Raw genomic sequence first — 12,239 nt, 5'->3', positions numbered from 1 at the left:
GGCCGCCTCCCTCGTCGTCAGCGTCCCGGTGGTCGCCGGCTTCCTCCTCCTCCAGCGCTACCTCGTCGCCGGACTCACCGCGGGCGCCGTCAAGTAGTGCCCCCCTCCGACTCCTCCGAAAGGTTCTCCGTGTCCGACCCGATCGACCTCGCCGCCTTCCCCCACGACTTCGCCTGGGGCACCGCCACCTCGGCCTACCAGATCGAGGGGGCCGCCACCGAGGACGGCCGTGCGCCGTCCATCTGGGACACCTTCTCCCACACCCCGGGAAAGGTCGACAACGACGACCACGGCGACATCGCCTGCGACCACTACCACCGCTGGCCCGAGGACATCGCCCTGATGAGGGGGCTGGGCACGGACGCCTACCGGCTGTCCATCGCCTGGCCCCGGGTGGTGCCGGACGGCGACGGCCCCGTCAACGCCAAGGGTCTCGCCTTCTACGACCGGCTGATCGACGGCCTGCTCGAAGCCGGCATCACCCCCAACGTCACCCTCTACCACTGGGACCTCCCGCAGGCGCTCCAGGACCGGGGCGGCTGGAACGAACGCGCCACCGCCGAACACCTCGCCGACTACGCCGCGGTCGTCGCCGAGCGACTGGGCGACCGGGTCACCCAGTGGGCCACGCTCAACGAGCCGCTGTGCTCGGCCTGGATCGGCCACCTGGAGGGCCGGATGGCCCCCGGACTCACCGATCTGACCACCGCCGTCCGCGCCTCCTACCACCTGCTCCTCGGCCACGGCCTGGCCGCCCAGGCGATCCGCGCCGCCGTCCCGGACGCGCGGATCGGCCTGGTCACCAACCACTCCACCGTCGCGGCCGCCAGCACCGACCCGGAGGACGTGGCCGCCGCCGCGCGGATGGACGGCCACACCAACCGCTGGTGGCTGGACCCGATTCACGGCCGCGGCTTCCCCGCCGACATGCGCGAGCTGTACGGCGTCGAACTCCCCGAGCAGCACGGCGACATGGAGACCATCGCCACCCCGCTGGACTGGCACGGGCTGAACTACTACTTCCCGGTCACGGTCGAGAACGACCCCGACGGGCCGGTCCCGTACGCCCGCGAGGTGCGGCTGCCCGACGTGCCGCGCACCGGCATGGACTGGCAGGTCGACGCCGACGGCCTGGAGAGCCTGCTGCTGCGGCTCACCGACGACTACGGCGTCCGCCGCCTCTACGTCACCGAGAACGGCTCCGCCTTCACCGACACCGTCGGCCCGGACGGCGCCGTGCACGACCCGGGCCGGACCCGCTACCTGGAACAGCACCTCGCCGCCTGCGCCCGCGCCGTCCGCAAGGGCGCCCCGCTCGCCGGCTACTACGCATGGTCGCTGCTGGACAACTTCGAGTGGGCGTACGGCTACGACAAGCGCTTCGGCCTCGTCCACGTCGACTACACCACCCAGAAGCGCACCGTGAAGACGAGCGGACGGCGCTACGCGGAGATCGTCCGCGCCCACCGCCAGGGCTCCGCCACGGCCTGATCCGCCCGTACGCGACCGCACGCACCCGCACCCACCGCGGCCCCCGCCCGCCGGACCACACCCGGCGGCCGGGGCCGCGGCCGTGCCGCGCCCGAGGGGCGGCGCGGCGGGGGACCGGTGGCCCCGCGGCCGCGGCCGCCGGTCCCGCCGGGACCGGGCGTCCCCCTGCGAGCCCCGGCCCCGCGCTCACCTCGTCCCGCCCTCCTCGGTGACGGTGACCGAGTCCTCCCCACGCACATCGCCCGCCGAGCGCCCGACCAGCAGCCGGTACGTCCCGGGCTCCGTGCGCCAGCCGCCGTCCGCCTCCGACCAGTACCTGAGGGCCCGGGCCGGCACGGTCACCTCGGCGGTCGCCGTCCCGCCCGGCTGGGCGCGTACGGCGGCGTATCCGGCGAACCACCGCTCCGGCCGGTCCACGGCCGAACCGGGGCACGCCAGATAGACCTGGACCACCTCGCGCCCGGCCCGCCGCCCGGTGTTGCGCAGCGCGACCCGGACCGTGAACCCCGAGCCCGCGGCGACCCGCTCGGGCGCCTCCACGCTCTCGTAGGCCCAGGTGGTGTAGCCGAGACCGTGGCCGAACCAGTAGGCGGGGGTGCGCCCGGCGCGCAGCCAGGCCCGGTGGCCGATGTGCAGGCCCTCGGCGTACTCCAGGGTGCCGTCTGCGGCCGGGCGGGTCGTGGTGACGGGGGCGTCCGCCAGGGACGCCGCCCAGGTGGTGGGCAGCCGGCCCCCGGGCTCCGCGTGGCCGAAGAGCACGTCGGCGATGCCGCCGCCCGCCTCCTGGCCGGGGAACCAGGCCAGCAGCACGGCGGCCACCTCCTCGCGCCAGGGCAGTTCGACGGGGCCGCCGCTGTTGACGACGACGACCGTACGCGGGTTGGCCGCGGCCACCGCGCGCACGAGGGCGTCCTGGCGGCCGCCGAGGGACAGGCCGGTGCGGTCGTAGCCCTCGGTCTCGGTGTGCTCGGTGGTGCCGACGAACACCACCGCCGCGTCCGCTCGCCGGGCCGCGTCGACCGCGGCGGCCAGCGCCGTGTCCGGGTCCTCCTCGGGCGGCGCCGCGGCCAGGATCGTGGCCCGGCCGGTGCCGGCCGCCAGTTCGCGCCGGGCCACGAGGACCACGGGCCGCCTCGGGGCGAGGGCGGCCCTGACGGTGTGCAGGGGCGGGGTGACGTGCACGACCGCCGGGTCGTCGGTGCGGCACGGGAAGTCGTCGTCCAGCAGAACCTGTCCGTCCAGGACGATCGTCATCCGGCCGAACCCGCCCACCCCGAAGGTCCATTCGCCGCCGCTCCTCGGCCGCAGCACCGCGCTGATCTCCACGGTGTGCGCGCCGGGGACGAGCGTGGGCTCCAACTGACGCCCTGAAAGGCGGTGTTCGGCGTGCAGTTCGCGGCCGTGCTCGTCCAGCAGCCTGACCAGCACCCCGGGGGTGTCCGTCCTCGGGTCCGTGCACCGGCCGGTGTCCACGGGGGCCGGGGGGACGCCGAGCGACGGGCCGGGCGCGTGCAGCACCCGGGCCCGGCCGCGCAGCCGGGTGCGGATGCCGTCCAGCGGGGTGACCACGCCCGACGGGTGGACGCCGGCGCTGCCGCCACCCTGGACGCGGGGGGTGGCCGCGTGCGCCCCGAGCACGGCGACCGTCGACAGCGCGGCCGGGTCCAGCGGCAGCACGTCGCCGCTGTTGCGCACCAGCACGGAACCGGCCGCGACGGCGCGGCGCAGCAGCGCGCGGGTGTCGCGCACGGAGACCGCCGGCCTGCGCCGGGGCGCGCCGGGACCGAGGGCGCCGACGCGGCCGGCGAGGCGGAGCAGCCGCCGTACCTTGTCGTCCACGGCCTCCATCGGCACCCGGCCGTCGGCGACCGCGCCGGCCAGCGACTCGGCCCACGGGCTGTGCGGGCCGGGCATCGCCAGGTCCAGCGCGGCGCGGGCCGGTTCCTCGACCGTCCGCAGGGCGGCCCAGTCGGAGACGACGGCCCCGTCGAAGCCCCACTCGTCCTTGAGGACGTCCCGGAGCAGGCCGCTGGCGGTCATGGTGGTGCCGTTGACGCTGTTGTAGGCGGCCATCACGAGCCACACCCCGGCCTCGACGGCGGCCTCGAACGGGGCGAGATACACCTCGCGCAGCACCCTCTCGGCGACCCGCACGTCGACGGTGAGCCGGTCGGTCTCCGCGTCGTTGGCGACGAAGTGCTTGGCCGTGGCCGCGACCCGGTGCGCCTGGACACCCCGGATCAGGGCGGCGCCGGTGCGCCCGGTCAGTTCCGGGTCCTCCGAGAAGCACTCGAAGTGCCGGCCGCCCAGCGGGCTGCGGTGCAGATTGAGCGTGGGCGCGAGCACGACGTCCACTCCCTTGCGGGCCGCCTCGGTGGCGAGCAGCCCCCCGAGCCGTTCCAGCAGCTCCTCGTCCCACAGCGCGCCGAGAGCCGAGGCCGAGGGCAGCAGCGCCGACGTGCGCCGCTCGTCCCAGCTCTCCCCGCGTACCCCCGCCGGGCCGTCGGACAGGACCAACGGCCCGAGCCCGATGTCCGGTTCGGCCGCCGTGCGCCAGGTGGTGGCGCCGGTGAGCAGCCGTGTCCTGCGCTCCGGGCTCAGTTTCTCGATCAGCCGGTCGGTCATCTCGTCGTCGATGCCGCCGTCCATGTCGTCGTTCATCCCCACCCCATGGTGTGCCGGTGAAGGCCGTCACCCGCGACGGGAGACGGCCGAGGTCCGGCCGGCCCCGTGCGGGCGCACGGGGCCGGCCGGACCGAGCGGAACGGGCCGGCGGTCAGGGCAGCCGGTAGTCCGCGTTCAGGGCCGCGCCCGCCTCCGGGTGCGTCTGGTCGTACCCGCGGGCGTCGCACTGGAGGCCGCCCACGATGCAGTGGTCGACCATGGCCTTGAGCGTGCGGTCCTCCCAGCCGTTGAAGAAGTCGTAGTGGAAGGAGTAGCCACGTCCGCTGGCCAGGCGCACCCGGGACATGTCGCCGTTGACCGGGAACGCCATCTTGAACTCGATCATCGGCAGCGCCACCGGGTGGTCGGCGGGGCACATGTTGTCGTTGGTGCCGGGCTTGACCACCGGATAGGCCATGTGGCTCTGGTGGTCCGGGGTGTCGAGGTACTTGCCGTCCCAGCAACTGGGCGCCTGGAAGCGGATGTTGAGCTGCACGTCGGCCCGGTCGGGACAGCTCGCCGGGATGTCGACGTTGAAGTAGCTGTCACCGCACTCCCAGCCCTCGACGAAGCCCTTGAGGTGGCGGAACTCGTCGGCGCTCTGCATCGGGCTGCCCACCACGAACCGCAGTCCCTTGGGGAAGGGGCGCACACTCGTGTAGTCGGTGACGCCGGCCTTGTAGTAGATGGTCTGCGGTCCGACGGGCAGGATCTTCTGGTCGCCGTTGTACAGCGACGGCATCCAGTACGCGGAGGCGTCGGCGGGCGCCTTGCAGGTGGTGGCGCCGCCGTCGAGGGAGGCGGTGGTGCTGTACGCGTTCGTGGAGGTGTTGCCCATGAACGTGTGGTCGTGGGACTTGCCGGGCTGGCCCGGGAAGACGATCGGGTCGTCCGGCGCGGTGTGGGTGACCGAGCAGTTGGCCTGGAACTCGTGGAAGTAGCGGACCGGCGGGGTGGCCGTGGACGGGGTCACCCCGGTGACCTGCGGCACGGCCGGGATGTAGCCGTCGCCGTCCGGGTCGTCGGCGGACGCCTGGGTGGACACCGCCATCGTGTGCCCGGTGTGCACGGCGCTCGCCGCGGCGGGTGTGCCACCGCCGCTGTCGGAGGCGGCGGAGGCGATGGTGCCGACACCCAGGACGCTCGCGAGGAGGGCGGTGCCGAGGAGGAGTGCGGGGAGCCGTTTTCTCGGACTCGATCTCATGGGGTTCTCCTGCCCGTGGGGTGGGAAGAGGCCCGCGGCACGCGCGTGCCGTGGGGTGGTGCGATCGGTGCGGTGGCGGCGGAACCCGCCGGGTTCCTCGCGGGCCGCGCCACCGGCGGCCCCGGGGTCCAGCCGTCAGCTGTAGATCCCCAGCTCGTGGAGGGAGTAGCCCCAGCTCGTGCCGCGGGCCGTCAGGTACAGGCGGACGTAGCGGCCGGTGGCCGAGACGTCCAGGGTGTCCACGTCACCGTCGCCGGACGTGGTGGAGTACACCGGGCGCCAGGTGCTGCCGTCGTCGGAGACCTGGACCTCGTAGGACTTGCCGTAGGCGGGGTCCCAGACCAGCTGGAGCTTGCGCAGGGACTTGGACGAGCCCAGGTCCACCTGGAACCACTGCGGGTCGCTCCAGTCGCTGGCCCAGCGGGTGGTGGCGTTGCCGTCCACGGCCAGCTGCGGGGTGCAGGGGCAGTCGCCGTAGGACTGCTGGGAGGAGGAGGCGGTCGCCGGGCGGTTCAGCGCCAGGTTGGTGCCGCCGACCGGCGGGGCGACGACCTTGACGGACTTGGTCTCGATGCCGGCGTTGCCGTGCCCGTCCTCGGCCTGGATGTACACCTTCCACACGCCGAGCCTCTGCGGCGCGGTGACGGCGAACGTGCCGTTCCCGGTCTGGCGCCACTTGGCCTCGACGAGCCCCTTGTCGCCGCTGGCGTAGTTGCCGCTGAGGAACACCTTGTACGTGATCGGGTCGCCGTCGGGGTCGCGGACGTCGGCGCGCACCGTGAACTCGCCGCCGGCCGGGGCGGAGGAGGCCGGGTCGACGGCCATGCCGCTGATCACCGGGGGAGTGTTGTCACCGGCCGTCGAACCGGTGTACGCCTTCTTCACCGCGTAGTACGACAGCCGCTTCAGACCGTCGGGCACGAGGTTGAACCAGACGCCGCCGAAGTCGTGTTCGGTGCCGTAGTGGAAGAGGGTGGCGCCCAGGGCCACGCCCTGATGACCCGTCACACAGTTCCAGGCCTTGGTGTAGCCGTCCGCCTTCTGCACGTCGGTCGGCTCGTCCGGGATGCCGTTGACGTCGTTCGGCACCTCCCACTCGCCGGCCGGCCCGGTCTCGGTGACGATGTACGGCTTGGTGTAGCCGCCGTCGATCCAGTCCTGGCGGACCTTGCACACGTTGCTGTACGAGTTCATCGCGTACAGGTCCAGATCGGGCGCGTTGCGCTTGTAGTACGGCCAGGCGCCGGTCCACGCGTCGGTGGAGGTCACCGGGTGGTCGGGGTCGATGCTGTGGATCTTCTTGGCGACGTCGTTGACGAAGCTGGTGTACGCGTTGCGCTGTGCCTCCAGCTCGCTGCCGCTGTAGCAGTTCTGGAGGCCGAGCACCGACTCGTTGCCCACGTTCCACATCAGCGTCGCCGGATGGCTCTTGTAGGCCTCGACCCATTTGGCGAACTCGGTCAGCGAGTTGTTCTTGTACGTCGTGTCGGTCACGTAGTTCACGCAGCCGCCCGAGCCCGGACCGCCGCCCGGCTGGAGCCAGAAGCCGTTGATCACGCGGATGCCGTTGGCCGCCGCGGCGTCCAGGAGCGGCTTGCTGGAGGCGTCGGTGCCCCAGGTGCGGATCGTGTTGGCGCCCATCGCCTTCACGTCCGGCAGATACTTCGGTCCGTCCGAGGCGGCCGGACCCCAGGTGACTCCCTTGACGATGTACGGCTGTCCGCCCACCGTCAGGCGCCAGTTGCCCTGGCCGCCCTCGACCTTGACGGCGCCGCCCGAGGCCGGGGGCGGGGTGGTGGTGCCGCCGGGGGTGCCGTAGACCTGGAACTCCCAGAGCGAGTAGCCGTACCCGCCGGCACGGGCCAGGCCCTGCATGCGCACATAGCGGCCGGACCCGGACAGGGCGAGGTCGTCGGTGCCGCCGTCGCCGCCGGTCACCGTCTTCAGGGTGCGCCAGTCGGCGCCGTTGTCGGAGGCCTGGATCTCGTAGTTCTTGCCGTAGGCCGACTCCCAGGTCAGGACCACCCGGCTGAGGGCCGAGACCTGCCCCAGATCGACCTGGAACCACTGCTGGTCGCTCCACTGGCTGGCCCACCGGGTCCCGGTCAGGTCGCCGTCCACCGCCAGCGCGGGCGCGTAGCCGTCGCCCTCCTGCGAGGAGGCGGTGGCGGTCTTGCCCTGGGACAGCAGCGCGTCGGCCGCGTGCGCGCCCGGTGCGGCGGCGAGGGTGAGCGACGAGGCGAGCAGGGCGCCGAGCGCGAGCAGTGGGACGGCGGCCCGGCGTGGGGGAGAGGTGGTGGCGGGGGATCTGGACACGAATGCTCCTGACAGGTCGGCTCGTTGCGGGTACGGCTCCTCCGGGCAGGGGTGCGGGGCGGGCTGGGTCCAGCCCGGAGGGAACCGCTCGCCGGGTCCGCGCCGTGGGGTGGGGCGGATCCGGAGCGCATGGTGCGGGAGAGCGCTCTCCCGAACCATGCCCGCCCGTCATGCCTCGGTCAAGAAGATGAACCGACTTTCCTTTGGGCTTTACTTAAGCCTCTGTAGTGTGAGGCGTTCCCGAGCGCCGTCCCGCCCGGTTCGGGGCGTCTGCGCGATCCGGCCGAACACCTCGCCCGCGTCCGTCCTGCGGTGGGACGGCGCGGCCTGATTCAGCGGCAGCACCTCGTGCACGACCGTGCGCAGCGCACCGCGCGCGGCCACGGGGAACCGCGCCGAACGCACGGCCCGCCGCACGGGGCCGGGGACGCCGTCGGTGCTGAACGCGGCGAACGAGGGCGCCTTCCGAAGGCCGCCGGCAGCCGCGCGCCGAAGTCGGCCGGCGGCTGCCCGCCGACCACGGCCGCTGTCCCCCGGGCCATGGACCTCGCCGCCGGCCTTTCGCCGCCGACCTGGAACCGGCCCGCAGCCGCCGCCGGTGCTCGACGCGGGTAGCGGCGACCGGACGAAGGCCCGCCGCTACCCGGCCCGTCCCCCGACCGAGCCGGCACGGCGGACGCACCCGCCCGACCACGCCCCCGAACCAGGGGACCGGTGGTCGCATCCGCCCGGTTCCGGTTCCTTGCCGCCGCCCCGCCCTCGGCTGTTCATGTGCGATCCGTCTCAAGGCTGTTGCGCGGCCCCGTGACCGTGCTTGACTCCTGGGTCGTTGCAACGACCCAGGGGGGCATTCGATGGCGCGAGAGTTCGGACGGCGTACCTTCCTCACGGCGGCCGGGACGGCCGCCACGACGGCGGCGGTCGGAACCCCCGCGTACGCGTCGTCCCACGCACGGGACGCGGCCACGGCCGACGACCTGGTGGACGTGCAGCTCCTCAACATCACCGACCTGCACGGCTACTTGCAGGCCGCCCCCGGCGGCACCGCCGTCATCACCGGCGCCGGCGGCAAGACGTACAGCGTGGGCGGGGTCGCCTACCTGGCGACCCACCTGAAGAAACTGCGCGACGGACGCCGCAACTCCTTGTTCTTCGCGCCCGGAGACCTCTTCTCCGGCTGGGAGTTCGACGCCGAGAGCCTCGCCGACGAGCCGACCATCGAGGCGCTCAACCGGCTCGGCCTGGACTTCGCGACCGCCGGCAACCACGAGTTCGACAAGTCCCCGGCCTTCCTCACCCAGCACATGGAGAACGGTGTCGCGTTCCCCCGCGTCGGCTGGGACGACTCCTTCCCCGATTCCACCGGCACCCGGTTCAAGGGCGCGAACTTCCGCTACTACAGCGCCAACATGGTGTGGTCCCGCACCGCCGGCACCGTGCTGCCGCCGTACAACATCGAGTGGGTGGACGCCGGGAAGGGACGCAAGCTGCCGATCGGCTTCATCCACCTGACCGCCGTGGGCACCGACAGGGGCTCCACCTCCTACCAGCCCGCCCTGTCCTCCCTGGACGAACTGGTCACCGCCAACCACCGCGCCGCCGAACTCAAGGCCCGCGGCGTCAACGCGATCGTGCTCAGCATGCACGACGGCGCGGTCGCCGGCAGCGACTTCAACTCCGGCAGCAACCCCTCCGGCCCCGCCTACGACCTGGCCCGCAAGGTCTCCGCGGACATCGACGTCATCGTCACCGGCCACTGGCACTGCCGCTTCAACATGATGGTCCCCGACCCGCACGGCGTGCTCCGGCCGTTCGTGGAGGCCGGCTGCCACGGTCAGCTGATCAACGAGATCAATCTGCGCCTCGACCCGCGCACCGGCAAGGTCGTCCGCGCCCTGACGACGTCCACCAACCACCCCAACACCCGCGACGTCACCCCGGACAAGGAACTCAAGGAGATAGCCGACTACTGGACGGGATACGCCGCCCGCCGCGCCACCACCGCCATCGGCAAGCAGACCGCCTCCTTCACCCGCACCCGCGACGACAGCGGCGAGAGCACGATGGGCGACCTGGCGGCGGACTGGGCCCTGTGGGCAGGACAGCAGCCCCTCGGCCCCATGAACGACGCCAACCAGTACCCCAACGACCCGGCCGAACTCGCCCTGATCGTCTCGGCGCCGCAGGTCGGCCAGAGCGTCATCAACCAGGACCTGACCTTCGACACCGCCTCCGGCGGCACCGTCACCTTCGGCCAGGCCTGGAAGGCCATCGGCTACGGCGACCCCGTCCTCACCGTCACGGTGACCGGACAGCAGCTGCACGACGCGCTCGAACAGCAGTGGACCACGGCTGCCGACGGCACCCTGCGTTTCGCGCCGCTCGCCGTGTCCGCCAACGTCCGCTACACGTTCGACGCCACCGGCCCGGTCGGCGACCGCGTCGACCCGGCCGATGTCCTCATCGACGGCAGCCCGTTGGACCCGGCCCGCCGCTACCGGCTCGCCGCGACCTCGTACACGCTGCTCGGCGCCGACGGGTTCACCGCGTTCGTCGGCTTCAAGGCCCCGGTGCGTCATGTCCGCGACTTCGAGAGCTTCGTGGCGTTCGTGCAGGAGAAGAAGCAGCTCACCCCCGCCGAGCGGAACCGGGTGACGGTGGCCAACGCGACAGCCCGCTCGGCCCGCGTCGGCGAGATCGTCACAGCTGCGCCGCGCGCCCTCGGCCGCGACGGCGCGGCGGTCACCTCCCGCACGGAGTCCGCCCAACTCACCCGCGCCGGCAACAAGTTCCGCGTGCCCTGCTGAGCCCGCCCCCGGGCCGGAGCCCCCGCCCGGGGGCCCGGGAACCCGGCCCCAGGACACCGGAGGGCACCGCACCGCGCCCGGCTCTGCCCACGGCAGAAGCCTCTTGGCGCGTGCGTGCACCTCTGATGGGGTGAGGCCATGGAACCCATGGAGATTCTGGTCCTCGGCGGCACGGCCTGGCTGGGGCGCGAGGTGTCCCGGCAGGCCGTCGACCGCGGTCACCGCGTGACCTGTCTGGCCCGCGGCGAAAGCGGCGCGGTGGCGGACGGCGCACACCTGGTGGCCGCGGACCGCCGCGACCCCGACGCGTACGCGTCCCTGGCCCGCCGGGAATGGGACGCCGTGCTGGAGGTGTCCTGGCAACCCGGCTTCGTACGCCGGGCCGCCGCCGCCCTCGGCGCCCGGGCACGGCACTGGATCCACGTGTCCTCGGTCAGCGTGTACGCCTCCCACGGCGAGCCCGGCGCGGACGAGTCCGCCGCCCTGCTCCCGCCCACGGACCGGGAGGAGCCCGGCCAGGAGCAGTTCGGCGAGGCCAAGTCCGCCTGCGAGGCCCTCACCCGGGAGGCCGTGGCCGACGACCGCCTGCTGATCGCGCGCGCCGGGCTCATCGGCGGGCCCGGCGACCACAGCGACCGCTCCGGCTACTGGGTGGCCCGCGCCGCCCGGGACCCCGAGGCGCCGCTGCTCGTCCCCGACACACCTGACCTTCCGACCCAGGTCGTCGACGTACGCGACCTCGCGGCCTGGCTCCTCGACACCGCCGAACACGGCACCACCGGCACCTACAACGTGCCCGGCCCCACCCTCCCCTTCGCCGACTGGATCGAGCTGTCGCGCCTCGTCGGCGGCCACACCGGACCCGTCGTCACGGTGCCGTCGGAGCGACTTCTCGCGCAGGGAGTGGCCGAGTACATGGGCCCCGGCTCCCTGCCCATGTGGCTGGTCGAACCCGGCTGGGAGGGTTGGGCGGCGCGCGACGGCTCCGCCGCCGTACGGGCGGGCCTGCGCCACAGGTCCCGTACCGAACTCCTCACCGACACCCTGCGCTGGGAACGCGACCAGGGCCTGCACCGCCCCCGCCGTGCGGGCATCAGCCGAGAGCGGGAGAGAGAACTCCTGTCGGCCCTCGGGTGAGCCCGCCGGGCCGGTGATGGGCGCGCGCGCCGCGGACGGCCCCGCCGGCCCCGGTCACGACGGCGCGAGACCGGCGAGGACGATCTCCACCTCGTCGCCCGCCCGGAGGAGGTCCCCGACCCGCCAGAAGCGGTCGTCGACCCGTCGTGCCGGCGGTGGTGGTGCACGCCGGGACGACGAGCACCGGCCCGCCCGGGGGCCCGGTGCGCAGCTCCGCCGCGGTGAGCACACCGTCGGAGAAGCGCAGGTCCACGTCGAGGGGCGAGGGGCCGGCCGCGAAGGCGGCCGGGTCCGGCAGCCCCAGGACACGGCAGCGGACGCCGGGGAAGAGATGGGTGTGACCGCAGACGGCCGGCAACGTGCCCGTCCCGCCCGCGCCTCCACCGGCGGACTGGGCATCGGGCATGGGGCTGCTCCCTGGTGCGTGCGTGCGACGGTGCGTGCGACGGCGAAACACGTGTTCCGCAAGGCTGGCCGGGGCACACCCGCAGCCGCCGGACCCGGGCCCGCGGGCCCGGCACGTCAACCTGCCCTTCTTCCGTGCCGTTCCCGGCCGCTCAGGCGGTGGGGAGGGTGGTGCCCTGGACGGCTTGGATGTCGAGTTCGACCTTGAGGGTGGT

General features: G+C 73.4%; 6 protein-coding genes and 3 pseudogenes. 4 read left to right on the top strand and 5 right to left on the bottom strand.

From position 1 onward, the window contains the following. Together AB0N63_RS35760 and AB0N63_RS35755 are read left to right on the top strand one after the other, a co-directional pair. Nucleotides 1–97 (top strand): annotated as a pseudogene (locus AB0N63_RS35760) (carbohydrate ABC transporter permease); the annotation flags it as partial. Between the two features lie 32 nt (nucleotides 98–129). Next, nucleotides 130–1,491 (top strand): GH1 family beta-glucosidase, encoded by a 1,362-nt coding sequence (locus tag AB0N63_RS35755; RefSeq protein ID WP_365536139.1) that lies wholly within the window; start codon nucleotides 130–132, stop codon nucleotides 1,489–1,491. A gap of 186 nt (nucleotides 1,492–1,677) precedes the next feature. On the opposite strand, the gene AB0N63_RS35750 is transcribed toward AB0N63_RS35755, so the two are convergent. From AB0N63_RS35750 to AB0N63_RS35735, 4 genes and pseudogenes are all read right to left on the bottom strand, one after another. Next, nucleotides 1,678–4,152, bottom strand: a complete 2,475-nt coding sequence (locus AB0N63_RS35750) for a glycoside hydrolase family 3 C-terminal domain-containing protein (protein ID WP_365536137.1) — start codon at nucleotides 4,150–4,152, stop codon at nucleotides 1,678–1,680. A gap of 115 nt (nucleotides 4,153–4,267) precedes the next feature. Further along, nucleotides 4,268–5,359: a DUF1996 domain-containing protein gene (locus AB0N63_RS35745; RefSeq protein WP_365536134.1), complete on the bottom strand. Its 1,092-nt coding sequence runs from the start codon at nucleotides 5,357–5,359 to the stop codon at nucleotides 4,268–4,270. A gap of 135 nt (nucleotides 5,360–5,494) precedes the next feature. Beyond that, a complete protein-coding gene (locus tag AB0N63_RS35740) occupies nucleotides 5,495–7,675 on the bottom strand; it encodes a discoidin domain-containing protein (RefSeq protein ID WP_365536132.1) in 2,181 nt (726 codons plus the stop codon). Between the two features lie 210 nt (nucleotides 7,676–7,885). Next, nucleotides 7,886–8,196, bottom strand: a pseudogene (locus tag AB0N63_RS35735) (hypothetical protein); the annotation flags it as partial. Between the two features lie 333 nt (nucleotides 8,197–8,529). Here AB0N63_RS35735 and AB0N63_RS35730 point away from each other — a divergent pair. Together AB0N63_RS35730 and AB0N63_RS35725 are read left to right on the top strand one after the other, a co-directional pair. Beyond that, nucleotides 8,530–10,482 (top strand): bifunctional metallophosphatase/5'-nucleotidase, encoded by a 1,953-nt coding sequence (locus tag AB0N63_RS35730; protein ID WP_365536129.1) that lies wholly within the window; start codon nucleotides 8,530–8,532, stop codon nucleotides 10,480–10,482. Between the two features lie 147 nt (nucleotides 10,483–10,629). Then, nucleotides 10,630–11,619 (top strand): NAD-dependent epimerase/dehydratase family protein, encoded by a 990-nt coding sequence (locus AB0N63_RS35725; protein ID WP_365536142.1) that lies wholly within the window; start codon nucleotides 10,630–10,632, stop codon nucleotides 11,617–11,619. A gap of 54 nt (nucleotides 11,620–11,673) precedes the next feature. On the opposite strand, the pseudogene AB0N63_RS35720 reads toward AB0N63_RS35725, so the two are convergent. Next, nucleotides 11,674–12,025, bottom strand: a pseudogene (locus AB0N63_RS35720) (hypothetical protein). Between the last annotated feature and the right edge of the window lie 214 nt (nucleotides 12,026–12,239).

Origin of the sequence: Streptomyces sp. NPDC093260 (assembly GCF_040683715.1) — a bacterium.
GTDB lineage: Bacteria > Actinomycetota > Actinomycetes > Streptomycetales > Streptomycetaceae > Streptomyces > Streptomyces sennicomposti.
The sequence above is the reverse complement of the archived record's forward strand: the minus strand, read 5'-3'. Positions and strand labels throughout refer to the sequence as shown.